23 protein-coding genes are annotated in these 24,261 nt (G+C 71.3%); 14 read left to right on the forward strand and 9 right to left on the reverse strand.

Annotation, left to right across the window (positions count from 1 at the left end; genetic code table 11):
- The first annotated feature begins 24 nt into the window (after nt 1-24).
- From sodN to BOQ63_RS19195, 8 genes are all read left to right on the forward strand, one after another.
- Nucleotides 25-420 (forward strand): superoxide dismutase, Ni, encoded by a 396-nt coding sequence (gene sodN, locus BOQ63_RS19160; protein ID WP_072654675.1) that lies wholly within the window; start codon nt 25-27, stop codon nt 418-420.
- 321 nt (nt 421-741) lie between these two features.
- Entirely contained in the window at nt 742-1,824 is a 1,083-nt protein-coding gene (locus tag BOQ63_RS19165) for a FecCD family ABC transporter permease (protein ID WP_191093575.1), read from the forward strand.
- A gap of 50 nt (nt 1,825-1,874) precedes the next feature.
- Nucleotides 1,875-2,654: an ABC transporter ATP-binding protein gene (locus BOQ63_RS19170; protein WP_072654677.1), complete on the forward strand. Its 780-nt coding sequence runs from the start codon at nt 1,875-1,877 to the stop codon at nt 2,652-2,654.
- 34 nt (nt 2,655-2,688) lie between these two features.
- Nucleotides 2,689-3,681, forward strand: a complete 993-nt coding sequence (locus BOQ63_RS19175) for an ABC transporter substrate-binding protein (RefSeq protein ID WP_072654678.1) — start codon at nt 2,689-2,691, stop codon at nt 3,679-3,681.
- A 117-nt stretch (nt 3,682-3,798) separates the two neighbouring features.
- A complete protein-coding gene (locus BOQ63_RS19180; protein ID WP_030282181.1) occupies nt 3,799-4,182 on the forward strand; it encodes a nuclear transport factor 2 family protein in 384 nt (127 codons plus the stop codon).
- A gap of 9 nt (nt 4,183-4,191) precedes the next feature.
- Nucleotides 4,192-4,668, forward strand: coding sequence for a GNAT family N-acetyltransferase (locus BOQ63_RS19185; protein ID WP_030282184.1), 477 nt, complete (start codon nt 4,192-4,194; stop codon nt 4,666-4,668).
- Nucleotides 4,669-4,807: 139 nt separating this feature from the next.
- Nucleotides 4,808-5,218 (forward strand): ATP-binding protein, encoded by a 411-nt coding sequence (locus tag BOQ63_RS19190; RefSeq protein ID WP_030282186.1) that lies wholly within the window; start codon nt 4,808-4,810, stop codon nt 5,216-5,218.
- Between the two features lie 147 nt (nt 5,219-5,365).
- The gene (locus tag BOQ63_RS19195; RefSeq protein WP_387722086.1) at nt 5,366-6,361 is read left to right on the forward strand and encodes an RNA polymerase sigma factor SigF; all 996 of its coding nucleotides are present in this window, start codon (nt 5,366-5,368) and stop codon (nt 6,359-6,361) included.
- A gap of 95 nt (nt 6,362-6,456) precedes the next feature.
- Here the strand turns inward: BOQ63_RS19195 and BOQ63_RS19200 are convergent, their stop codons facing one another.
- Nucleotides 6,457-6,873: a hypothetical protein gene (locus BOQ63_RS19200; protein WP_030282190.1), complete on the reverse strand. Its 417-nt coding sequence runs from the start codon at nt 6,871-6,873 to the stop codon at nt 6,457-6,459.
- A gap of 51 nt (nt 6,874-6,924) precedes the next feature.
- Between BOQ63_RS19200 and BOQ63_RS19205 the strand changes: the two genes are divergently transcribed.
- Entirely contained in the window at nt 6,925-7,896 is a 972-nt protein-coding gene (locus BOQ63_RS19205) for a diacylglycerol/lipid kinase family protein (protein WP_030282192.1), read from the forward strand.
- Between the two features lie 369 nt (nt 7,897-8,265).
- On the forward strand, nt 8,266-8,517 hold the full coding sequence (locus BOQ63_RS19210; RefSeq protein WP_014138019.1) for a WhiB family transcriptional regulator: 252 nt from the start codon (nt 8,266-8,268) through the stop codon (nt 8,515-8,517).
- 440 nt (nt 8,518-8,957) lie between these two features.
- Here the strand turns inward: BOQ63_RS19210 and BOQ63_RS19215 are convergent, their stop codons facing one another.
- From BOQ63_RS19215 to BOQ63_RS19245, 7 genes are all read right to left on the reverse strand, one after another.
- Complete coding sequence (locus tag BOQ63_RS19215; RefSeq protein ID WP_030282194.1) at nt 8,958-10,478, reverse strand: sensor histidine kinase; 1,521 nt, start codon at nt 10,476-10,478, stop codon at nt 8,958-8,960.
- A gap of 445 nt (nt 10,479-10,923) precedes the next feature.
- A complete protein-coding gene (locus BOQ63_RS19220; RefSeq protein ID WP_030282196.1) occupies nt 10,924-11,982 on the reverse strand; it encodes an SIS domain-containing protein in 1,059 nt (352 codons plus the stop codon).
- A 204-nt stretch (nt 11,983-12,186) separates the two neighbouring features.
- Nucleotides 12,187-13,461, reverse strand: coding sequence for an extracellular solute-binding protein (locus BOQ63_RS19225; RefSeq protein ID WP_072656300.1), 1,275 nt, complete (start codon nt 13,459-13,461; stop codon nt 12,187-12,189).
- A 374-nt stretch (nt 13,462-13,835) separates the two neighbouring features.
- Nucleotides 13,836-15,389: a glycoside hydrolase family 3 protein gene (locus tag BOQ63_RS19230; RefSeq protein ID WP_030551292.1), complete on the reverse strand. Its 1,554-nt coding sequence runs from the start codon at nt 15,387-15,389 to the stop codon at nt 13,836-13,838.
- A gap of 6 nt (nt 15,390-15,395) precedes the next feature.
- A complete protein-coding gene (locus BOQ63_RS19235) occupies nt 15,396-16,223 on the reverse strand; it encodes a carbohydrate ABC transporter permease (RefSeq protein ID WP_030551290.1) in 828 nt (275 codons plus the stop codon).
- On the reverse strand, nt 16,220-17,248 hold the full coding sequence (locus tag BOQ63_RS19240) for a carbohydrate ABC transporter permease (protein WP_079183671.1): 1,029 nt from the start codon (nt 17,246-17,248) through the stop codon (nt 16,220-16,222). Before BOQ63_RS19240 ends, BOQ63_RS19235 begins: the two co-directional genes overlap by 4 nt.
- An 89-nt stretch (nt 17,249-17,337) precedes the next feature.
- Nucleotides 17,338-18,621 carry an extracellular solute-binding protein gene (locus BOQ63_RS19245; protein WP_030282205.1) on the reverse strand — a complete coding sequence of 428 codons (1,284 nt, stop codon included), beginning with the start codon at nt 18,619-18,621 and terminating at the stop codon, nt 17,338-17,340.
- A gap of 336 nt (nt 18,622-18,957) precedes the next feature.
- Between BOQ63_RS19245 and BOQ63_RS19250 the strand changes: the two genes are divergently transcribed.
- From BOQ63_RS19250 to BOQ63_RS19265, 4 genes are all read left to right on the forward strand, one after another.
- The gene (locus BOQ63_RS19250) at nt 18,958-19,746 is read left to right on the forward strand and encodes a GntR family transcriptional regulator (RefSeq protein WP_030282207.1); all 789 of its coding nucleotides are present in this window, start codon (nt 18,958-18,960) and stop codon (nt 19,744-19,746) included.
- Between the two features lie 452 nt (nt 19,747-20,198).
- On the forward strand, nt 20,199-20,462 hold the full coding sequence (locus BOQ63_RS19255; RefSeq protein WP_030282209.1) for a DUF3311 domain-containing protein: 264 nt from the start codon (nt 20,199-20,201) through the stop codon (nt 20,460-20,462).
- Nucleotides 20,459-22,069 (forward strand): monocarboxylate uptake permease MctP, encoded by a 1,611-nt coding sequence (mctP, locus tag BOQ63_RS19260; RefSeq protein ID WP_072654680.1) that lies wholly within the window; start codon nt 20,459-20,461, stop codon nt 22,067-22,069. The genes BOQ63_RS19255 and mctP overlap by 4 nt, the downstream gene beginning before the upstream one ends.
- 155 nt (nt 22,070-22,224) lie before the next feature.
- Nucleotides 22,225-23,025: a histidine phosphatase family protein gene (locus BOQ63_RS19265; protein ID WP_078867224.1), complete on the forward strand. Its 801-nt coding sequence runs from the start codon at nt 22,225-22,227 to the stop codon at nt 23,023-23,025.
- Between the two features lie 7 nt (nt 23,026-23,032).
- On the opposite strand, the gene BOQ63_RS19270 is transcribed toward BOQ63_RS19265, so the two are convergent.
- Complete coding sequence (locus BOQ63_RS19270) at nt 23,033-23,980, reverse strand: helix-turn-helix domain-containing protein (RefSeq protein ID WP_030551284.1); 948 nt, start codon at nt 23,978-23,980, stop codon at nt 23,033-23,035.
- Nucleotides 23,981-24,261: the final 281 nt, after the last annotated feature.

The raw sequence follows: 24,261 nt of genomic DNA on the forward strand, positions 1-24,261 counted from the left end.
AAGACGATCTAAGGAAGGACTCCCATGTTCTCTCGTCTGTTTGCACCGCGTGCCACCGCTCACGCCCACTGCGACCTGCCGTGCGGTGTGTACGACCCGGCGCAGGCCAAGCTGGAGGCCGAGTCGGTCAAGGCCACCCAGGAGAAGTACCAGGCCAACGAGGACCCGCACTTCCGCGCCCGCGCCATCATCATCAAGGAGCAGCGCGCCGAGGCCGTCAAGCACCACATCTCGGTGCTGTGGAGCGACTACTTCAAGGCGCCGCACTTCGAGAAGTACCCGCAGCTGCACAAGCTGATCAACGACACCCTGAAGGCCGCCTCGGCCACCAAGGCGTCCACGGACCCGGCCACCGGCCAGGCCCTGCTGGACCTGATCGCCGAGGTCGACAAGATCTTCTGGGAGACCAAGCAGGCCTGAGCCTGACACGTCGCCACCCAGCCGCCCCCGTCCGCTCCGTCGGACGGGGGCGGCCGTGCGTTCACGTGCGATCCGCCCCGGTAAGGACTGATCAGCATGAGTGACTGTTATGCTGCCAGGGCGTCCGAGGGAGAAGTCCGGTGTGAATCCGGCGCTGACCCGCAACGGTGAGCACGGCCCGAACCCCCGTGCCAGCCCGATCGCCCCCGGTCGCTGAACTCCCGACAACTCGCCGTGGACTGCGAGGGGAAGGCGCCCGGGCACGCCCCGGCCGGCGCCCGCCCCGGCACACCCCGCGGCCCGAGGCAAGGCGCGACCGCCGTGAGCGACCCCGTTCGCCGAACACCGCACGTGAACGACCCCGTTCGCCGAACACCGCCCGTCCCGCTCGCCCTCGGCCTCGCCGCCGCCCTGCTGCTCTCCCTGGTCTGCGGGGTCGCCTTCGGTTCCTCCGGGATCGAACTCCCCCGGGTGCTGCGCCTGTTGGGCGCCGGGCTGACGGGCGGCCGGCTGGACGCCGACGAGGCCGCCGGGTACGCGATCGTCTGGGAGATCCGGCTTCCGCGCACCGTGCTGGCCGCCGTGGTCGGGGCCGGACTGGCCGCCACCGGGGTCGCCGTCCAGGCGTTGGTGCGCAACGCCCTCGCCGACCCCTTCGTGCTCGGCATCTCCTCCGGCGCGGCCGTCGGCGCCAACGCCGTGCTGCTGTTCGGCGCCTTCGCCTCGCTCGGGGTGTGGGCGATCTCCGTCTCCGCGTTCGGCTCCGCGCTGGCCGCCATGGCGCTGGTCTACCTCGCCGCCCGCACCGCGTACGGGCTCACCCCGCTGCGGCTGGTGCTCACCGGCACCGCCCTCTCCTACGGCTTCTCCGCCGCCACCACCCTGATGGTCTTCTCCGCCGACCACGCCGAGGCCGCCCGGGACGCCATGATGTGGCTGCTCGGCAGCCTCGGCGGCGCCACCTGGGGGTCGGTGCCGATCGCCGCCGGCACCGTCCTGGCCGGGCTGGCCCATCTGACCTGCGCCGCCGGGCGGTTGGACGCGCTCGCCATGGGCGACGAGACCTCCGCCTCGCTCGGCGTGGACCCGGACCGGCTGCGCCGGGAGCTCTTCACGGTCACCGCCGCCGTCATCGGCACCGTGGTCGCCGTCAGCGGGGCGATCGGCTTCGTCGGACTGCTGGTGCCGCACCTGGCCCGGATGCTGGTCGGCGCCGCTCACCGCCGGGTGCTGGTGGTCGCGCCGCTGGCCGGGGCACTGCTGCTGGTCTGGGTGGACATCGCCTCGCGCACCCTGCTGGCACCCGCCGAACTGCCCGTCGGGGTGTTCACCGCGGTGCTCGGGGTGCCCGCCTTCCTGCTGATGATGCGCCGCCGCGGCCAGGCCCTCGGGGGCGGGCGGTGACCGGGGCCGACGGGGTGACGGGAACCGCCGGGGCGACGAGGACCGCCGGGGTGGCCGGGGCCGAGGAACTCTCCGTCGACGGCGTCTCGGTGGAGCTGGCCGGCGCCCGGCTGGTCCACGAGGTGAGCCTGGCGGCCGCCGCCGGCCAGGTGGTCGGGCTGATCGGCCCGAACGGCAGCGGCAAGTCGACCCTGCTGCGCTGCGTCTACCGGGTGCTGCGGCCGGCCGGCGGGACCGTCCGGCTGGCCGGCGACGACCTGCACGCGCTCACCGCGCGCCGGGCGGCCACCCGGGTGGCCGCGCTGACCCAGGAGCACACCGCCGAGTTCGACTTCACCGTTGCCGAGGTGGTCGCCATGGGCCGGCTGCCGCACCGGCGCGGCCCGGGCGGGCCGAGCGCCGGGGACCGGGAGCGCTGCACCGCCGCACTGCGGAAGGTCCGGGCCGAACACCTCGCGGGACGCGGCTTCCTGAACCTCTCCGGGGGCGAGAAGCAGCGGGTGCTGTTCGCCCGCGCCCTGGTCCAGGAGCCGCGCCTGCTGGTCCTCGACGAGCCCACCAACCACCTGGACATCGCCCACCAGTTGGAGGTGCTGGCGCTCGCCCGCGAGGCCGGGCCGACGGTGCTCACCGCGCTGCACGACCTCAACCTGGCGGCGGGGCACTGCGATCGGCTGTACGTGCTGGCGGCCGGGCGGATCGCCGCGGCCGGGCCGCCCGCCGAGGTGCTCCGACCCGCCCTGCTGGCCGAGGTGTTCGGTGTCCGGGCCACCCCCGTCCGGCATCCGGAGACCGGCGCCCTCCAACTGCTGTTCGACCGCCTCCCCTGAAGCCCCGAGACCGCCCCGACCCGAAAGAACCCCCATGCGCACCAAGGCCGTTGCCTCCACCGCCCTGCTCACCCTCGGACTGACCGCCTGCGGCGCCGAGATCGCTCCGCGGGAGGCCGCCACCGCCTCCGCCCACTACCCGGTGACCGTCACGAACTGCGGCGAGCGGCACACCTTCCCGCGGAAGCCCGCCCGGGTGGTGACCAACGACGTCAACATCACCGAACTGATGCTCTCCCTCGGCCTCGCCGACCGGATGGCCGGCTACGTGATGCCCGACGACAAGGGCCGGGTCGACCGGGTCGCCTGGAAGGACGGCTACCAGCAGACCACCTGGCTCTCCAGGAAGGTGCTCACCAAGGAGATCGCCCTGGACGCCCGGGCCGACCTGGTGTTCGCCGGCTGGCACTACGGCTTCGACGAGGGCAGCGGCGTCACCCCGCAGGCGTTCAGGGACCTGGGCATCGACTCGTACGTGCTCAGCGAGTCCTGCCGCAGCGGCAGGGGCGGCGAACGCGGGGTGATGGACCCGCTGGACGCGCTCTACACCGATCTGGCCAACCTCGGCGAGATCTTCGACGTCGGGGACCGCGCCGACCGGCTGATCGCCGAGTCCAGGGCGAAGATCGACGCCGTCCCGCAGCGCGGGCACCGCCCGTCCGTCTTCCTCTACGACAGCGGGCAGGACAAGCCGTACACCGCCGGGAAGTTCGCCGCCGCGAACGCCGTCATCGCCAGGGCCGGCGGCACCAACATCATGGGCGACCTCGCGGACACCTGGGTCACCGCCGGCTGGGAGAGCGTGGTCGAGCGCGACCCCGAGGTGATCGTGATCAACAGCTACGCGACGCCGAGCGCCGAGGAGAAGCGGGCCTTCCTCAAGTCCTTCCCGCCGCTGGCGAACGTCTCCGCGATCAGGAACGACCGGATCCTCGTCATGGACTACGTCAACCTGGTCGAGAGCCCGCGCAACCCGGCCGCGATCAGCACCCTGGCCGACTTCCTGCGCACCGTCCCGGCCGGTTGACCGGCCGCCGGGCGGCCGGGCGGCCGATCGGCCGGACCGGAGCCCCGTTCGAAGCCCCCCGTCGGGCGTACGCTCGAAGGTGCGAGGCCGAGGGAACCCGACCGGAGGAGCGAGACCATGAGCACCATGGCGGCCCCCGCCGCCTTCGACACCCGAGCGCTGCGCGAGGGCATCGAACGCTGCGACGCCGAGGCCCTGCTGGCGCTGTACGCCGAGGACGCCGAGCTGCGCGTGGTCGACCGCAAGACCCAGCCCAGCCACCCCCTGGTGATGCACGGGCGGGACGAGATCGGCGCCATGCTGGACGACGTCTACAGCCGCGAGATGACCCACAAGCTGGAGCAGGTGGTGGTCGAGGGCGACCACCTCGCGTTCCTCGAATCCTGCCACTACCCCGACGGGGTGCGGGTGCTCATGGCGTCGATGGCCAACCTGCGGGACGGCCGGATCGTCGACCAGACCTCCGTCCAGGCCTGGGACGAGAGCGGGTCCGAGCAGTAGGCTCGCCGCATGATCCGCACCGCCGTCGTCACCGACGTCCCCGTCATCCTGGCCATGATCCGCGAGCTGGCGGAGTACGAGAAGGCCCCGCAGGAGGCGGTGGCCACCGAGGAGCAGCTGCGCGAGTCGCTGTTCGGCGCCAACCCGGCGGTGTTCGGCCTGATCGCGGAGGACGACGCCACCGGCGAGCCGGTCGGCTTCGCGGTCTGGTTCCTCAACTTCTCGACCTGGCGCGGCACCCACGGGATCTACCTGGAGGACCTGTACGTCCGCCCCGCGGCCCGCGGAGGCGGCCACGGCAAGGCGCTGCTGCTGGAGCTGGCGCGGATCGCCGTCGAGCGCGGCTACGCGCGGGTGGAGTGGTCGGTGCTCGACTGGAACCAGCCCTCGATCGACTTCTACAAGTCGCTCGGCGCGGTGCCGATGGACGAATGGACCGTCTACCGGCTCACCGACGAGGCACTCCGGGCCGCCGGAAGCCGTTGAACGGACGCACGGAGTACCCGCAAAGGCCCTGCCACCCTGCGTGGTAATGCCTTACCATGAGTAACTCCCGCACCGGGTGCGGAGGACGCCCCCCTCCGGGGGTACCAAGCAAGTTCAGCGCGTCACCCAGGAGGCAAGGGTGTCCAAGATCGACAGCGATCTCGGAGTTCAGGACTTCGTGGAGGTCCGGCTGCCCGCGGCGGGGGCCTATCTCTCCGTGCTGCGAACAGCGACGGCCGGGCTCGCAGCCCGGTTGGACTTCACCCTCGACGAGATCGAGGACCTGCGGATCGCGGTCGACGAGGCCTGCGCCATCCTGCTCCAGCAGGCGGTGCCGGGCTCCGTGCTGTCCTGCGAGTTCCGGCTGGTCGGCGACTCGCTGAAGGTGACCGTCGCCGCTCCGACCACGGACGGCAGGGCGCCCGAGCGCGACACCTTCGCGTGGACGGTGCTCTCCGCGCTGGCCGGCGAGGTGGACTCCTCGGTCGCCGAGGACAACACCGTGTCGATCAGCCTGCACAAGAAGCGCGGCGGGTCCGCCGCTCACTGACGGGCACCGAGCAGCACCCTGCAAGGGCCGTCCGCCGTTCCCCTACCGGGGCCCGACGGGCGGCTCCCAGTACCGCCCCCGGGCGGTACGACCAACGAGACGATTCCGGGGCCGACGGCCCCGGTGCTCCCGGAACGGAACGGGGGAATGGCCGTGAGTGATCTGGACCGTACCGGCCTCGCGACGGCGGGACCTGCCGTACCGACCCAGGCGAGCGTTTCCGGCCTCGCCGCCAACGACGAAGCGCACCCGAAGGACGCCCACCGGATGAGCCACCCGACCGAGCCGACGCCCGCCTCCGCTCCTTTGCCGGAACCGCCGGAACCGGCGGAGGAGGCCGCGGAGCTGCACGGCGCCGTGCCAGCCCAGGGCTCGCACCGCACCGGCGCGCCGGACCGGGAAGCCGCCCGCGCGCTGTTCGTCCGGCTGTCCGCGCTGCCCGAGGGCTCCCCGGAGCGCGTCGAGCTGCGCAACCAGCTGGTGCGGATGCACATCCCGCTGGTCGAGCACCTGGCCCGGCGCTTCCGCAACCGGGGCGAGCCGCTCGACGACCTGACCCAGGTCGCCACCATCGGACTGATCAAGTCGGTGGACCGCTTCGACCACGAGCGCGGGGTCGAGTTCTCCACCTACGCGACGCCGACCATCGTCGGCGAGATCAAGCGGCACTTCCGCGACAAGGGCTGGGCGGTGCGCGTCCCCCGCCGCCTGCAGGAGCTGCGGCTGTCGCTCACCACGGCGACCAGCGAGCTCTCCCAGCGGCACGGCCGCTCCCCCACGGTGCACGAGCTGGCCGAGCACCTTGGCATCTCCGAGGAGGACGTGCTGGAGGGCCTGGAGTCCGCCAACGCGTACTCCACGCTGTCCCTGGACGTGCCGGACAGCGACGACGAGTCGCCGGCCGTGGCGGACACTCTTGGCGCCACCGACGAGGCACTGGAGGGCGTCGAGTACCGCGAGTCGCTCAAGCCGCTGCTGGCCCAACTGCCGCCCCGCGAGCAGAAGATCCTGGTGCTGCGGTTCTTCCGGAACATGACCCAGTCGCAGATCGCCACCGAGGTGGGGATCTCCCAGATGCACGTGTCCCGGCTGCTGGCGCGGACGCTGGCCCAGCTGCGGGAGAAGCTCCTCGTGGAGGAGTGACCACGCGCAGGAACACCGACGGCCGCCCAGCTCCCGCTGTGGCGGCCGTCCGGCTGTCCGGGGCGCTCCGGGGCCTCCCTGCGGCCCCGGAGCGCTCAGTCCTCCCGCGGGGCGTAGAGCGCCGCCGTGGACTTCGGGTTGAGCAGGGCGCCGATGCCCACCAGTCCGAGCAGGCCGACCAGCACGCCCACCGCGATCATCGCGCCGCCGCTCTGGACCATGTAGTAAGCGACCGGCAGGCAGATCGAGTTGGTCAGCACGGCCGGGCTGCGGCCCCAGCGGCGCTCCTTGAGCAGCGCCCGGGCGGCCAGCACCGGCAGCACCCCGAGCAGCACGATGACCAGGCCGCCGAACTCGTTCAGGGCCAGCTGCTTGGCCTGCCCGGACAGCGCGGACACCATGTCCGAGACACCGACGACGGCCAGCGCGGCGCCCTCCAGGGCGGTGATGGCGGCGCCCAGGGTGAGCGGAACCGGGCGAGCGGGTGCGGGGGCGGAGGATTCTGCGGTCACTCCAGCAGGGTAGCCGCCGCTCGGTCCGTACCGCCCCGTAGGCTTTCCCCCATGCGCGCTCTCCTGGTCGTGAACCACAAGGCCACCACCACCAGTGGCCGGACCAGGGACGTACTGATCCACGCACTGCGCAGCGATCTCAAGCTGGAGGTCGCCGAGACGCAGTACCGGGGCCACGCGCGCGACCTGGCCCGTGAGGCGGCGGCGGACGGCACGGTGGACCTGGTGGTGGCGCTGGGCGGTGACGGCACCGTCAACGAGGTGGTGAACGGGTTGCTGTGCCACGGCCCGGGCGAGAAGGTCCCGCGGCTGGCCGTGGTGCCGGGCGGTTCGACCAACGTCTTCGCCCGCGCGCTCGGCCTGCCCAACGACCCGGTGGAGGCCACCGGCGCCCTGCTGAACGCGCTGGAGCAGGGGCGCGAGCGGCCGATCGGGCTGGGCAAGGCGATGACCGAGGGGCTGCCCGACCGCTGGTTCACCTTCACCGCCGGCCTCGGCTTCGACGCCGGGGTGGTCGGCCGGGTCGAGGAGCAGCGCCGCGCCGGTCGCAAGTCCACCCACGCGCTCTACGTCGGGCAGGCGCTCCGGCACTACTTCACCCAGCGTGAGCAGCGCCGCTCGGGCCCCGTGACGCTCGAACTCCCGGGCCACGAAGCCGTTCCGGGCCTGGTGCTGGCCATAGTCAGCAACACCTCGCCGTGGACGTTCCTCGGCAACCGTCCGGTCTACCCCTCGCCCCTCGCCTCCTTCGACACGGATCTGGACGTCTTCGGCGTCACCCGGATGACGGCGTTCGGTACGGCTCGAACGGTCCGTCAGATCCTGCGGTCGCACGCGCCTTCGGGCGACGGCGCCCCGCCGCTCGGCCCGTCCGGAAAACACGTCGTCTCCTATCACGACGTCAGACACTTCACCTTGGTTTCCCAGGAACCGGTCCCGTTCCAGGTCGACGGGGACCATCTTGGAGACCGGAGGCGCGTCAGTTTCACAGGCGTACGGCGGGCACTGCGTGTGATTGTGTGACCGGAAGGGGGGTTCGCCCTTCTTCTCGAACGCACAAGCCCCCTTCACTCCATAGAAGTACTGGCTGTGAGCTAGGCGACACCGAAGAATCAAAAATTCCTCCCCGAAGGGGGTTGTATCCGAGCCCGAGGTTTGCGAACCTCTACATGGCGATCGGGACGCATCGCAGCGACGGCAACTCCGGAACCACAGGAGCGCCGACCGCGGAGTGTCCCTCGAATCGCCGAATCCCCCTCAGCACAGACCACCCGGGCCCGGCGGGCCTTTGGTCTCTTTTGCTGTTGTGGGATTCGTGAAAGCGTTCACATTCACAAGCCATTCGATTATGCCGATCGGGCCACCCCCCGCGGCAGGAGGAGTTGGACGACCATGGACTGGCGCCACCGCGCTGTCTGCCGCGAAGAGGACCCGGAGCTGTTCTTCCCGATCGGGAACACCGGTCCTGCTCTGCTGCAGATCGAGGAAGCCAAGGCCGTGTGCCGCCGCTGTCCGGTGATGGAGCAGTGCCTCCAGTGGGCTCTCGAGACCGGCCAGGACGCCGGCGTCTGGGGCGGTATGAGCGAGGACGAGCGTCGCGCCATGAAGCGCCGTGCCGCCCGCAACCGCGCCCGCACCGCCTGATCAGCAGCGTCCGGTCACACGCCGTAGTACCAGCAGTAACCGCCGTACCGATCAACACATGATCAAAGGCTTCCCTGCACTTCCTGGTGAAGCCTTCCGCACCAAGGGCCTTGCCCAGCGAGGTCCCGCGACACAGGACCGTCCAGCCACTTGATACTGTTCACTTAGAGCAATATTGTGGAGCTGTGACGCTCACCGTGTGCAACGCACATGTCAGGTGTCGCACCACCCAGAGCCCCCGTTCCGGCCGACTCCCCCCGACGGCCGGAACGGGTTGAGAGGCCCTGTCGACCCACCCCCCCCGGTCGACAGGGCCTCGTTTCTGTTCCCGCGCCCGAATGCCCGCCAGGTGCCGCGCCGCCGGTTCCGCGCACCCGGCGCACGGGGCGGGCACCCGGCGCATCCGCCGAACGCACGCCCCTGCCGAGCGCCGCAACGCATCAACGCACCGGGATCTCCAGGATCACCTTGGTCCCGCCGTTCGGGCCGGCCACCATGTCGAAGGTCCCGCCCAGCTCGCCGGTGGCCAGCGTCCTGACGATCTGCAGCCCGAGGTTGCCGGCCGTCTGCGGGTCGAAGCCCTCAGGCATGCCGCGGCCGTCGTCCTGCACGGTGATCAGCAGGTACTCCTCCGGCCGGGCGCCGCCGTTCCAGCTGTCCGACCAGCCCATCCCCGTCGCCGGGGCCCGTCCGCGCAGCGCGCTCACCTCCAGGTTCCCGGAGGCCGTCGGGCCGAAGGCGTGTTCCAGGGCGTTCTGCAGCAGCTCGGTCAGCACCATCGACAGCGGGGTGGCCACCTCGGCGGAGAGGATGCCGAAGCTGCCGGTGCGGCGGGTCGCCACCCGGCCGTCCTGGGACAGCTCCATCGCCATCGCCAGCACCCGGTCGGCGATCTCGTCGAAGGCCACCTGCTCGTCCAGCGCCTGGGAGAGCGTCTCGTGCACGATCGCGATCGAGCCGACCCGGCGCACCGCCTCGTCCAGCGCGGCCCGGCCGGACTCGGACTCCATCCGGCGGGACTGCAGCCGGAGCAGGGCGGCGACGGTCTGGAGGTTGTTCTTCACCCGGTGGTGGATCTCCCGGATGGTGGCGTCCTTGGTCATCAGCTCGCGGTCGCGCCGGCGCAGCTCGGTGACGTCCCGGCAGAGCACCAGCGAGCCGGTCAGGGTCCCCTTGGGCTTGAGCGGGATCGCGCGCAGGGTCACCACTCCGCCCTGCGCCTCCACCTCGGTCTGCCGGGGCGCCCAGCCGCTGGCGAGCTTCACCAGCGCCTCGTGGACGGCCGAGCGGGAGGGCGGGGCCAGGTCCGCGGTGGCCCGGCCGAGGTGGCTGCCGACCAGGTCGGAGGTGAGGCCGAGCCGGTGGTAGGCGGAGAGGGCGTTGGGGCTGGCGTAGGTGACGATGCCGTCCGCGTCCAGCCGGATCAGGCCGTCGCCCACCCGGGGGGCGGCGTCCATGTCCGCCTGCTCCACGCCGGGGAACGGGAAGCTGCCGGCCGCGATCATCTGGGCCAGGTCGGAGGCGCTCTGCAGGTAGGTGAGCTCCAGCCGGCTGGGGGTGCGCACGGTCAGCAGGTTGGTGTTGCGGGCGATCACCCCGAGCACCTTGCCCTCGCGCCGGACCGGGATCGACTCGACCCGCACCGGCACCTCCTCGCGCCACTCCGGGTCGCCCTCGCGCACGATCCGGCCCTCGTCGAAGGCGGCGTCCAGCAGCGGGCGGCGCCCGCGCGGGACGAGGTGGCCGACCATGTCGTCCTGGTAGGAGGTGGGCCCGGTGTTGGGCCGCATCTGCGCCACCGAGACGTAGCGGATGCCGTCCCAGGTGGGGATCCACAGCACCAGGTCGGCGAAGGAGAGGTCGGAGAGCAGCTGCCACTCCGAGACCAGCATGTGGAGCCATTCCACGTCGGCCCCGGTCAGGGTGGTGTGGCGGCGGACGAGTTCGTTCAGCGAGGGCACATGGCGAGGGTAGCGCCGCCGGCCGGGGGCGGGCTCGGCGGACCGTGCGGTGCCGCTGGACGACTGTCCGAAGTTGTTTAGACCAATTTGCCAGGAGGCCTGGACAACCCGGATTGGTCTAGTCCACAATGGGAGGGCACCAAGGAGAGGCCCCCGCGCAACTGCCCTGACCGCGCGCGGCTTCTCCTCGGTCGGACGCCACCGATCGAGGACCCCGCACAGTCCTCGATCGACACCGGTGCCCGACGACAGCTCCGGGCTGCGGTGCCGCACGGGTTGAGGGTCCCGTGTCGGCGCCGTGGCCCGTAGTGCTTTCCGGCCCGTGTTCGCGGCCCTCCCCCGAACCACGTTCCGCCGCTCACGGAACCGGCTCCCTGTCCACAGCCTGTGGACAGGGAGCCGGTTCCGTTGCCTGAGGCGGGAGGGCGAGTGGCCCCGCTCCCCCTCAGTGGGTCTCGGTGACCTTGGCCAGGGCGCGCGGCGCGTCCGGGTCCTGGCCGCGGGCGATGGTGACCTCGTAGGCCAGCTGCTGCAGCGGCAGGATCTCCAGGATCGGCTGGACCTCCTCCGGCACGCCGGCCGGCAGTGCGAAGCCCGCCGAGGCGGCGTCCACCTGGGCCTGCTGGCCGATCACCACCAGGTCCGCGCCTCGCCCGCGCAGCCGGTCCAGCACCGGCTGGAGGGCCTCGCCGCCCCTGCCGTCCGGGACGACCGCGATCACCGGCGAGACGTTGTCCACCATGGCCAGCGGGCCGTGCAGCAGATCGGCGCCGGAGAACGGGGTGGCCGGGATGTACGTGGTCTCCATCAGCTTGAGCGCCGCCTCCCGGGCGGTCGGGTAGCCGTAGCCGCGCGAGGTGATCACCAGGCGCTGGGCGAAGCGGTAGCGCTCGGCCAGCGCCCTCACCTCGGCGTGGCGGGCCAGCACGCCGGCGGCCAGGCCCGGCAGCTCCTTGGCGGCCGAGCCGTCCCCGCCGCGCAGGCCCTCGACCAGCAGGTAGAGCGCCAGCAGTTCGGCGGTGTAGGTCTTGGTGGCCGGCAGCGCCTTCTCCGGGCCGGCCAGCACGTCGATGTGGAACTCGGAGACCTCGGCGAGCGGGGAGTCGGGGTTGTTGGTGACGGCGAGGGTGATCGCCCCGGCCTCGCGGGCCGCCTTGGTGGAGGCCACCAGGTCCGGCGAGCCCCCGGACTGGCTGACGGTGATCACCAGGACGTCGGTGAGGTCCGGCTTGGCGCCGTACGCGGTGGTGGTGGACATCGAGGTCAGGCCGGCCGGCCTGCCGAGCAGGATCTCGATCAGGTACTTGGCGTAGAGCGCCGCGTTGTCGGACGTGCCGCGCGCGGTGAGCAGGACGAAGCGGGGGCTGCGGGCGGCGATCCCGGCCGCGATCTCGCGGATCTTCGGCGCTCCCTCGTCGAGGATGCGCTGGAGGACGGCCGGCTGCTCGGCCATCTCCGCCGCCATGATCCGGCCGGGGACGGAACCGGTCTGCGGGTCGGACATCTGGGTGCCTCCGATGAGATGGGTCGACCCCGCCCGGGCGGGCTGCCAGACGGGGACCTCTACGGCGGCGAGTCCGCACACTCGCTGCGGTTCTTCGCGGGCAATCCTACGAGCGCGCCCCCGGCGCGGCACCCCCGAACCACCGCCTCCCGGAAGGCGGGGGGGGGAGGGGCGGGGGCGCTCGGCGGTGCGGTGCGCGGCCCGTCAGGACGGGTTGTTGATCAGCTGGTCGATCGCCGCGTCGGCGTCCTTGGTGGCCTGGTCCACCGGCTTGCCCTTGAGGATCGCGGTCAGCATGTCGGGGATGATCTTCTGCTTCTCCACCGCGCCCCAGCCGGGCGCCAGCGGGGTGAACCAGGCGTCCGGGACGGCGTTGGCCGCGGCGGCGGTGGTGGGCTTGTTCTTCAGCGGGTTCAGCTGGTTGAGGTTGTTCGGCAGGATGTCCTTGTCGGCGAGCGCCTGCTCGGACCTGGAGCTGGTGAACATCCGGATCCAGTCGGTGGCCGGCGCCAGCTGCTTGGACTTGGCGGTGACGGCGAGGTCGGAGCCGCCGATGAAGGTCGGCAGCGGCTTGCCGTCCGGGCCGGGCATGGTGGCCACCTTGACGGCGTCCTTGAGGCCCGGGTCACCGGTGCCCGGCGCGGTGACGCCGGCCGCCTCGAAGCCGTTGCCGTAGAAGGACGCGGCGTGCCCGCGGGCCATCGCCACGTACTGGTCCTGCTCGTTCTGCGTGAGGTCGCCCTTGTTGTACTTGCGGACCAGGTCGACGAAGTGGCCGATGCCCTGCTGGGACTTGGCGTCGTGCAGGGTGCCGTGCCAGTTGCCGGAGCTGTCGAACTTGGCGACGCTGCCGCCGTACGCGGCCACGTAGCTCATCGCGGCGTACCAGTACGGGCCGGGCAGGTAGAGCGGGGAGAAGGTCCGGTCGCTCCTGTTCCGGTCGGAGATCTTGTCCAGGGCGGTCAGCAGGTCGTTCTCGGTCCTGGGGAACTCGGTGCTGCCGGTGGCCTGCTGGAAGGCGGAGGAGTTGTAGATGGCGACCCGGGCGCCGGCGTAGTACGGCACGCACCACAGCTTGTCCTGGTAGGTGCAGGTGTTGGCGAGCGCCTTGATCCAGCTGTCGGAGTTGTCGAAGGTGGTGCGGTCCACCGGGGCGAGTGCGCCGGAGAGCACGTACTTCATCGTCTCGGTGTTGCCGAGTTCGACGACGTCGGGGGCGCTGCCGTCGGCGAGGGCCTTGTCGAGCTTGCCGACCTTGTCGGCCCAGCCCTGGTAGACCAGCTTGAGGTTGACGCCCGGGTACTTGGCCGCGAACTCGTCGTTGACCCGCTGGACCAGGTCGGGCCAGTTCTTCTGGGCGTCGTCCATCAGCCAGACGGTGACGGTGCCGGTGGCGGCCTTCGGATCCGCGGCGGCGCTCTTGTCACCCGAGGGTGATCCGGACGAGGAGCAGGCCGTCAGCCCGACCGCCAGGGCCATGATTCCGAATGCGGACACGAACTGACGCTTCGTCACGTCATTCTCCGAGGTGCTAGGGCCGAGGGCGGTGCCGGGAGGGAACGGAGTGGACTTTGGCCTAGACCAACGGCGGTGTCAACGCCCAACTCCCCTTCCTTCCAAGGCCGTTGCCGTTCCGTTGCACCCCGTCGCGATTCGGTGGCGATCGGTCGTCGGCCTGTCACCCTAAGTCGAACTTAAGGTGGATTTAAGACCCTCTTGAGGGAACACGGTCACAGGGTGGGAACGCGGGCCGACAGCCCGGAGAACGGGACGGGCCCGCCATGCGACATGCGCATGACGGGCCCGTCGGCCGACGCCTCCCGGACCCGGCCGGTGACGCCTCCCCGCACGGTTCAGCCGATCGCTCCCGGCTGCCCGGTGAGCACCTCCACGGCCGCCAGCCCGCAGACCCGGGCGGCGCCGTGGGTGGCGATGTGCAGCGCGCCCACCGGCTCGGACTGGGGCAGCCCCATCTCGACCACCGCGGCGTCCGGCCGGGCCGCCACCAGGCGGCTCAGCGCGGCGGCCATCCAGGCGTGCCGGTGCGCGTCCCGCACCACCAGCACCAGGCGTCGGCCCTCGGCCCCGGCCACCACCTCGGCGACCAGCGCGTCCAGCAGCTCCGGCGCGGCCTCCGCGGCCGACACCTCGCGGGTGCGGGTGCCCGGGAACCGGTCGGCCAGCATCCCGGCCACGCCCCACGGGGTCACGTCGCCGACCGCGATGTTCGGCTCGTCCGAGAACGAGGCCACGTACGGGCGCTCGCTCACCGGCAGCACCTCGCGGCCCGGCGCCCGGACCACCTTCAGCGCCCGGCGGGCGGCCCGCAGGCCCACCGCGAGGTCCGGTTCGGGCTGCTCGCCCTGGGCCGCGATCCGGCCCCAGCTGCCCAGCGCCCGGACCCGGTCGGCGGCGTCCGCCAGCCGCTCCTCGCCGAGCCCGCCGGAGCGCACGCCCGCCACGATGGCGTCGCGCAGCATCAGCACGGTCTCCTCGTCGGCCAGCCCGCCGCCGACGCAGATCGCGTCCGCGCCGGCCGCCAGCGCGAGCACGGTGCCCTCGCCCATGCCGAAGGTGTCGGCGATGGCACCCATCTCGATCGCGTCGCTGACGATCAGACCCTGGTAGCCGAGGCCGCCGTCGGCCGGGACGGCGCGCAGCAGGTCGCGCAGCACGGTCGGGCTCAGGGTGGCCGGCAGCTTCGGGTCCAGCGCCGGGACCATGATGTGGGCGGTCATCACCGCCTTGGTGCCGGCCGCGATGGCGGCCCGGAACGGCACCAGGTCGCGGGCGCGCAGCACGTCCAGGTCGACGTCGATGACCGGCAGGCCGTGGTGCGAGTCCACCGCGGTGTCGCCGTGGCCGGGGAAGTGCTTGGAGCAGGCGGCCACGCCGGCCGACTGCAGGCCCTCCACCCAGGCGGCGGTGTGCCGGGCGCACAGCTCCGGGTCGGCGCCGAAGGAGCGGACGCCGATCACCGGGTTGCGCGGGTTGGAGTTGACGTCCGCGGTGGGCGCCCAGTTGTAGTTGACGCCGGCCGCGGCCAGCGCCCGGCCCAGCTCGCGGGCGACGTCCCGGGTCAGCGCCGGGTCGTCGATCGCGCCGAGGGCGAGGTTGCCCGGCCAGGAGGAGCCGGAGCCGGCCTCCAGCCGGGTGACGTCGCCGCTCTCCTCGTCGATCGCGATCAGGAGGTCGGGGTTCTCCGCGCGCAGCGCCCGGGTGAGCGCGGAGAGCTGATCGAGGTCGACCACGTTGCGGTCGAACAGCGCGACCGAGCCGAGCCCGGCGGCCAGGTGGCGGCGCAGCCAGTCCGGTGGCTCGGTGCCGACGAAGCCGGGCTGCAGGACGGTCAGGGCGTCCCGGTGCAGCTGGTCGCTGGCCGGGGCGGTGGGTACGAGGATGCTCACGGTGGCTCAGCCCTTCACGGCGCCGTCGGTCAGACCGCCGACCGCCTTGCGCTGCAGGAAGACGAACAGGATCAGCACGGGGATGGCGAACATCGTGGAGGCCGCCATGGTCGCGCCCCAGTCGTTGCCGAAGGCGGTCTTGAAGGAGGACAGCCACAGCGGGAGCGTCTTGCCCTGCTCCTTGTTGACGATCAGAACGAGCGGGAACTCGTTCCACGCCGTGATGAAGCCGAACAACGAGGTCGACATCAGGCCGGGGGCCAGCAGCGGGAAGATCACCTTCACGAAGGCCTGGGTGCGGGTGCAGCCGTCCACCATGGCCGACTCCTCCAGCTCCTTCGGCACCGCGGCGATGAAGCCGCGCAGCGTCCAGATCGTGAAGGGCAGGACCATCATCATGTAGAAGAGGGTCAGCGGCAGCAGGCTGTTCAGCATGTCGTTGTCGCGGGAGATCATGTAGACCGCGATGGTCATGACCTCCCAGGGCGCCATCTGCGCCATCATGATGACCAGCACGAAGGCCTTGCGGCCGCGGAACTTCATCCGGGCGACGGCGAAGGCCGCCAGGGTCGCGATCACCAGGGAGATCACCACCGCCCCGACGGTCACGGTGACGCTGTTGGTGACGTACGTCCAGAAGTCCGGCGCGTCGACCGCGGTGCCGAAGTGGTCGAAGGTCGCGTCGAAGGGAATGAAGACCGGCGTCTTGCTGATGATGTCGCGGTCCTGCTTGAACGCGGTCGCGATCATCCAGTAGACGGGGAAGACGAAGAAGACGATGAGGACGACCGCGATCACGTTCGGCCAGGTACGTCCGAAGAGAGAGCGCCTCACAGCTCGTCCTCCTGCTTGATCATGATGCGGAAGTAGTAGGCCATCAGCGCACCCAGCATCAGGATGGTGAGCACCGCGATCGCGGCGCCGACGCCGTAGTGCTGGCTGCCCGAGCCCTCCAGGAAGGCGTGCACGGGCAGGGTCCGGGTGAGGTTCTCGGGGCCGCCGCCGTTGATCGCGTAGACCTGGGTGAAGGACTTGAACACCCAGATCACTTCGAGGAAGGTCGTGGCGAGGAAGAACGGCTTCAGGTTCGGGAAGATCACCGAGCTGAAGATCTTGAGGGAGCCGGCGCCGTCCATCCTGGCGGCCTCGTAGAGCTCCTTGGGGACGGTGGTCAGACCGGCGTACATGTTGAACGCCACGAAGGGGATCGACATCCAGACGACCAGCAGGATGACGACGAAGAAGGTCGAGTACTCGTCGCTCATCCAGTTGTAGTCGGCCATCGAGTGCCAACCCAGCTGGTCCAGGAGCCAGTTGACGACACCCCACTGCTGGTCGAACAGCCAGGTGTAGACGGTGGTCGCGGCGACCACCGGCATGGCCCAGGCCATCAGCAGCGCGATCGACAGCGCCAGGCGCATCTTCTTGCCGAGGTGGTTGAGCAGCAGGCCGATCAGGGTGCCGCCGATCATGATCAGCACCACGTTGATCAGGGTGAAGGCGACGGTGCGCCCGGTGACCGCCCAGAAGTCCGGGTCGGTCAGCTGCTCCTTGTAGTTGTCGAAGCCGGTCCACTCGGTCAGATGCATGACCAGCTGGCGCCGGTTGAGGTTCTGGAACGACAGCAGGACGGTCTTCAGCAGCGGCCAGCCCAGCAGGGCGAGGGTCGCCACGGTGGCCGGCAGCAGCAGCAGGTACGGGGCGAGGCGGGAGCCGATGCCCGGTCCCCCCGCCGATCTGGTGCGCTTCGGCGTGGTGCCCTCGGCCCCGCCGCCGGCGGCACTGGTGTCGATCTCGGCCACAACGGCCACCCCTGACCCCGGGGACGGTGCCTGCACCCGCTCCGAATGCACAGCCATCGTTCTCACTTCCTCACAACCCGGCCACGACGGATGGCGCCGCCCACCGGCCCCCCGCCGGGGCCGGTGAGCGACGCCGCTCACAGTGCTTAGTTCTTCTCGTTGAGCCGCTTGGCGATCTCGTCGTCGTACTTCTTCGCGGTGGCCGCGTAGTCGCCGCCCTGGAGGGCCGCGGTCAGGAAGTCCTTGATCGGGTTCGGCTTGTTCTCGACGCTGGCCCAGTTCGGGGTGTTCGGGGTGATCCCGCCGACCGCGGTGGCGGCCTGGGCGGCCTTCGCGAAGTCACCGGTGAGCTGGCTGTTCAGGGCCGGCTTGTTCGGGATGTTCCCGGCCGCGGCGACCAGGCCCTCGTTCTTGTCGTCGAGGGCGATCTTCAGGAAGTCCTTCGCCATGTCGGTGTTCTTGCTCTGCGCGGCGACCGCGAGGTTCGAGCCACCGATGAAGACGCCGGACGGCTTGTCGGCGGTCTTGCCCGGGAGCGGGAAGAAGCCGATCTTGTCCTTCGGCATGTCCTTCTCGGCCGGCAGCTCCCAGCCGAGGGCGATCATGGCGCCGACGTTGCCCTTGGCGAAGACGTCCTTCTGCTGCGGGGTGGCCTCGTCCTTGTCCTTCGGACCGGTGGCCGAGTAGCTCTGCAGCTTCTTGTAGGTCTCGAAGGCCCGCTGCGCCTCGGGCGACTCCAGGCCGCCGACCCACTTGTCGCCGTCCTTCTTGGCGATCTTGCCGCCCTCGCCGGTGAGCAGGCCGAAGTAGGTGTACCACTCCTGGCCCGGCAGGTAGATCGGGTCGGCGACGCCCGGGGTGGCCTTCAGCTTGTCCAGGTCGGTGTAGAACTCGTCCAGGGTCTTCGGCGCGTCCGTCAGGCCGGCGGCCTTCCAGAGGTCCTTGTTGTAGGCGACCACGCGGTTGGAGACCCACCACGGGGCGGCGTACTGCTTGCCGTCCAGCATCGCGGCCTCGTTCTGGTTGGCGGCCCAGCCGTCGCCGCCCAGCGCGGACTTGTCCTTGGTGAGGTCGAGCAGACCGCCGGTGGCGGCGTAGCCGGAGGTCTGGGTGTTGCCCAGCTCCAGGACGTCGACGGAGCCCTCGGACAGCGCGGCGGTGATCTTCGGGCCGATGTCGGTCCACTCCTGGGTCTGGAAGTCGACCTTGGAGCCCGGGTAGGTGGTCTCGAACTCGCTCTTGACCGAGTCGGTCCAGCCCTTGGGGGCGGAGCCGGTCATCGTCCACACCTTGAGCGTCTTGCCCTTGTACCTGTCGGCGGACGTGGAGGACGCCTTCGAGTCACCGTCCTTCTTGCCGTCCGAGCCACAAGCCGCGAGACCGACGACCATTGCTGCGACGCCGACCGCCGCGATGAGCTGACGCTTCACGCCATCCTCCTGAGGGATGCCTGGGTTACCCCCGTCGGGCGGTAGCGGCATACCCACGCAAAGCGGGAGGACTGGTGCCGCGGACCCCTTCGAGCGGGTGGGGGATTCATCGATACCGGCCTAGTGGTGTAGACCAGATGCCTGGAGCTTGGCCTAGACCAATGGGCCTGTCAACGGCTGTTCGACGGAACTCGACCACCCGTTATCAAGCCGACACCGCACATCGTTCATCGCGTGATGAGGTATTCGTTCCGCAGCCATACATGCAACGATGTGGTCCGTTAACGATGTGGCGGGGCGGTAGAAGGCCCCGCGAGAAGCGGGAGAACAGGTCCGATGAGCAGCGACGGGGGAACCACAGCCCAGGCCGACGACCCCGAGGTGAGGAACCTCCCGACGCAGAGCGCCGATCCGACCGCGCGCGTCCCCAAGTACTACGGCCTCAAGCGCCACCTCCTCCAGCTCACCGAGACCCAGCCCGCGGGCACCCCGGTCCCGCCCGAGCGCGCGCTGGCCGCCCAGTTCGACACCTCGCGCACCACCGTCCGCCAGGCCCTGCAGGAACTGGTCGTCGAGGGCCGGCTGGAGCGCATCCAGGGCAAGGGCACCTTCGTCGCCAAGCCCAAGGTCGCCCAGGCGCTGCAGCTCACCTCCTACACCGAGGACATGCGCGCCCAGGGCCTGGAGCCCACCTCCCGGCTGATCGAGATCGGCTACATCACCGCCGACGACCGGCTCGCCCCGCTGCTGGACATCAAGCCCGGCGGCCGGGTCCTGCGGATCGAGCGGCTGCGCCTGGCCAACGGCGACCCGATGGCCATCGAGGTCGCCCACCTCTCCGCCAAGCGCTTCCCCTCGCTGCGGCGCAACCTCGCCAAGCACAACTCGCTGTACGCGGCGCTGCGCGAGGTCTACGGGGTCACCGTGGCCGAGGCCGAGGAGACCATCGAGACCACCCTCGCCAACCCGCGCGAGGCCGGGCTGCTCGGCTCCGACCTCGGCCTGCCGATGCTCCAGCTCTCCCGGCACTCCTTCGACGGCGAGGGCGACCCGGTGGAGTGGGTCCGCTCGATCTACCGCGGCGACCGCTACAAGTTCATCACCCGGCTGAAGCGTCCGGAGTAGCCGCACCCCCTCGTTCCACCACGGGCACCGGCGCGCACGACCCGCGCGCCGGTGCCCGTTCGCTTCCCCGAGCCGAAGGGCCGCGCCGGTGCGACCCGGAGGCGAGCGGGCGAGTCACCGCCCCGAGCCGAAGGGCCGCGCCGGTGCCGAAAGGGAGAAGCGACAAGCGAGGAACGAGCGCCGGAGCGACGAGCGTCGGCACCGGGCCCGGAGCGGACCGGAGGCGAGCGGGCGAATAGCAGTGTCCGGATGGCGGAAAGTTGCGCCAATCCGGTGACATGGATCACTCCATGCTCTAGATTGCGCAGCCGTACTGACTGCTGATCACCGATGGTGCTGCTCGGCGGGCTCGCGGGCGTGCGCGGCGCTTCCGGGGGCTGCGGCGCCGACGGGGAGACCCCTCCGGAGCGGAGCCGAAGATGCCCTCTGACCAAGCCCCCGACAAAGCTGTCATGCCCGAGCCAGCCGGGGCCCCCGTCCCGGCGGTGACCCCCGAGCGGGTGCTGGCCGGGCTCGCCCTGCTCGTGCCGATCGTCGCGATGCTCTGGGTCTCCTCGTACGACAAGCCCGATCCGGCGGTGGCCGGGATGCCCTTCTTCTACTGGTACCAGCTGCTCTGGGTGCCGGTGTCGGCCGTCTTCACGGTCGCCGCCTACCTGCTGATCAACCGGGACGAGAAGGCCCGCAAGGCGGCCCGGAACGGCGGTGCGCGATGAAGGACGTCAACGTGCCGGCCCTCGTGGTCTTCGTGCTGTTCTTCCTCCTCGTCACCGCGATGGGCTTCCTCGCCTCGCGCTGGCGCCGCGCGGACAACGCGGCGCACCTGGACGAGTGGGGCCTGGGCGGGCGCAGCTTCGGGACCTGGGTGACCTGGTTCCTGCTCGGCGGTGACCTCTACACCGCGTACACCTTCGTGGCCGTCCCGGCGGCGGTCTACGCGACCGGCGCGGCGGGCTTCTTCGCGGTGCCGTACACGATCATCGCCTACCCGCTGGTCTTCCTGTTCCTGCCGCGGCTCTGGTCGGTCTCCCGGGTGCACGGCTACGTGACCCCGGCCGACTTCGTCCGCGGCCGCTACGGCTCCCGGCCGCTGTCCCTGGTCGTCGCGCTGACCGGGATCCTGGCCACCATGCCGTACATCGCCCTGCAGCTGGTCGGCATCCAGGCGGTGCTGGACGTGCTCGGCGTCGGCGGCGGGGAGAACGCCAACTGGTTCGTCAAGGACCTGCCGCTGTTCCTCGCCTTCGGCGTGCTGGCCGCCTACACCTACTCCTCGGGCCTGCGCGCCCCGGCGCTGATCGCCTTCGTCAAGGACGCCCTGGTCTACATCGTGATCATCGTCGCGGTGATCTACATCCCGCTCCGCCTCGGCGGCTACGGGCACATCTTCGGCGCGGCCGCCGACCACTTCAAGCAGGCCAAGGCCGGCGGGCTGACCCTCCCGGACAACAAGCAGTGGACGTACGCCACGCTGGGGCTGGGGTCGGCGATGGCGCTGTTCATGTACCCGCACTCGGTGACCGGCGTGCTGGCCTCCAAGTCCCGCAACACCGTGCGCCGCAACATGGCGATCATGCCCGCGTACTCGCTGATGCTCGGCCTGCTGGCGCTGCTCGGCTTCATGGCGATCGCGGCGGGGGTGGGCAGCGGCGTCAAGGGCTACAACTCCCAGCTGTCGGTGCCGCAGCTGTTCGCGAGCATGTTCCCGGACTGGTTCACCGGTGTGGCCTTCGCCGCGATCGGGATCGGCGCGCTGGTACCGGCCGCCATCATGTCCATCGCGGCGGCCAACCTGTTCACCCGCAACGTCTACAAGGAGTGGCTCAAGCCCGCCGCCACCCCCGCCGACGAGACCCGGATCGCCAAGCTGGTCTCGCTGCTGGTCAAGGTCGGCGCCCTGGTCTTCGTCCTCGGCATGGACAAGCAGGCCGCGATCAACCTCCAGCTGCTGGGCGGTCTGTGGATCCTGCAGACCTTCGTGGCGATCGTCGGCGGCCTGTTCACCCGCTGGTTCCACCACTGGGCGCTGTTCGCGGGCTGGGCGGCCGGCATGGTCTACGGCACCTGGAAGGCGTACGGGCTGGCCAGCCCGGCCACCAAGCACTTCGGCGGCAACGCGGCCGAGATCCCCGGCATCGGCGAGATCGGCTACATCGGCCTGACCGCCTTCGCGCTCAACCTGATCGTGGCGGTGGCGCTCACCCTGGTGCTGCGGGCGGTCAAGGCGCCCGACGGCCCGGACGAGACCAAGCCCTCCGACTACAGCGCCGAGGCCGGCGACGACGAGCTGGAGAACGCGCCGGAGCCCGTAGCGGCGCACTGATTGGCCGTGCACGCGCCCTGTGATCGCGCCGCCTTCTCCGTCAACACTGGAGGAGGCGGCGCGATCATATGTATGAACAGGCGTGCACGCCGGGCACCACCAGACCGGACCGGCATCCGGCCGGAACCTGATCGACCCACGGGGAGCTCGCGGCCATGGCAGAACTCGGCATCACCCTCAACGGCCAGCACAAGTCCGTCCAGCACCAGCCCGCCGCCCTGACCGCCGTCGCCACGAACGGCGCGGCGGCCACCCGGCTGCCGTCCGTCCTGATCGCCACCCGGCACGGCGAATCCACCGCCAACGTCGAGTTCCAGCTGGCCGAGGCCGCCGGCGCGCTCAGCGTCCCGATCAGCTGCCGCGACGCCGACATCCCGCTGTCGCTGCGCGGCCAGCAGCAGGCCCAGGCGCTCGGCCGGTGGTGGGCCGCCCTGCCCAGCGGCGACCGGCCGCGCAGCGTCTGGTGCTCCCCGTACGTGCGCACCGCCGAGACCGCCCGGATCGCGCTCGCCCAGGCCGCCGGGCTCGGCGCCGTGCCCGTCACCCTGGCCGTCCGCTACGACGAGCGGCTGCGCGACCGCGAACTCGGCGTCCTGGAGATGCTGCCGAAGGCCGCCATCGAGGCCAAGCACCCGGAGGAGGCCGCCCGGCGGCGCAAGATGGGCGAGCTGTACTACCGCCCGCCCGGCGGCGAGTCCTGGGCCGACGTCGCCCTGCGGGTGCGCAGCCTGCTGCGGGACGTCTGCGAGGAGGAGGCCGGACGGCCCGTCCTGCTGGTCGCCCACGACTGCACGGTGCTGATGCTGCGCTACGCGCTTGACCGGCTCACCGAGCAGCAGCTCACCGCACTGGGACCGGTGCACAACTGCTCCACCAGCCTCTGGCGCTCCCAGGAGGGGCGGCTGCGGCCGGACGGCTGGAACAGCGTCGACCACCTCGCCGCCGCAACGGACTGACTGCCCGTCACCCGCCCCCGAAGCAGCGCCGGTAGGCCAGCGGCGTGGTGCCCAGCCGGCGCCCGAAGTGGTGCCGCAGCGCCGCCGCGCTGCCGAAGCCGCAGCGCTCGGCGATCGCGTCCACCGACTCGGTGGTCGACTCCAGCAGCCGCTGGGCCAGCAGCACCCGCTGCCCCACCAGCCAGCGGTGCGGGGTGGTGCCGGTCTCCTGCTGGAAGCGCCGGGCGAAGGTGCGCGGCGACATGTGCACCCGGGCGGCCAGCTGCTCGACGCTCGTCTCCTGGTCCGGGTGGTGGCGCATCCAGTCCAGCAGCGGGGCCAGCGAGTCGCCGCCGCCCTCCGGCAGCGGGCGGTTCACGAACTGCGCCTGCCCACCCTCCCGGTGCGGCGCCACCACCATCCGGCGGGCGATGCCCCGCGCCACCTCGGCGCCCTGCGCCTTGCGCACCAGGTGCAGGCAGGCGTCGATGCCGGCCGCCGTACCGGCCGACGTGATCACCGGGTCGTCGTCCACGTACAGCACGTCCGGCTCGACCACCGTCCGTGGGAAGCGCTCGGCCAGCTCGTCGCTGTGCCGCCAGTGGGTGGTGGACCGGCGGCCGTCCAGCAGCCCGGCGGCGCCCAGCACGAAGGCGCCGCTGCAGATGGACAGCACCCGGCCGCCGTCCGCCACCACCGCGCACAGCGCCTCCAGCAGTGGCTCCGGGTAGTGCGGGCGGATCGCCGAGGCGGTGACCACCGCCAGGTCCGCCCCGGCGAGACGCTCCGGGCCGTACGGGACGTCCACCGCGAAGCCCGAGTGGGTCGCGTGCGGCCCGGGCCGGGCGCCGGCCAGCGCGAAGTCGTACCCCGGCAGCCCGTCCGCGGTCCGGTCCAGGCCGAAGACCTCGCAGGCCACCCCCAGTTCGAAGGGGTGGACCTCCTCCAGCACCACCGCGACCACGTTCTTCAGCATGCCGCCCAGGATGCCCCGCCGGTCCCGCCCCGGGGAAGGGCCGACCTGGCAGGATTTCGACGGAACCCGGCATTCCTGCCACTCGTGGGCACCCGGGCCGCCCGGCCACAGTGGTGGCCATGGACAGCGACACCCTCGCCAGCGCACTCGGCCTGGTCGGCGCGGTCGGCGGCTTCGGCCTGCTCGGCACCCTGATCGGCCGCGAACTCTCCCGCGGCCCCGCCGCCGGCCGCGACAACCACCACCGCGCCGGCGGCTACCCGGCCGACCCCGACCGCGCC

The organism is Streptomyces viridifaciens (genome assembly GCF_001888885.2).
In the GTDB taxonomy this organism is placed as follows: Bacteria; Actinomycetota; Actinomycetes; order Streptomycetales; family Streptomycetaceae; genus Kitasatospora; species Kitasatospora aureofaciens.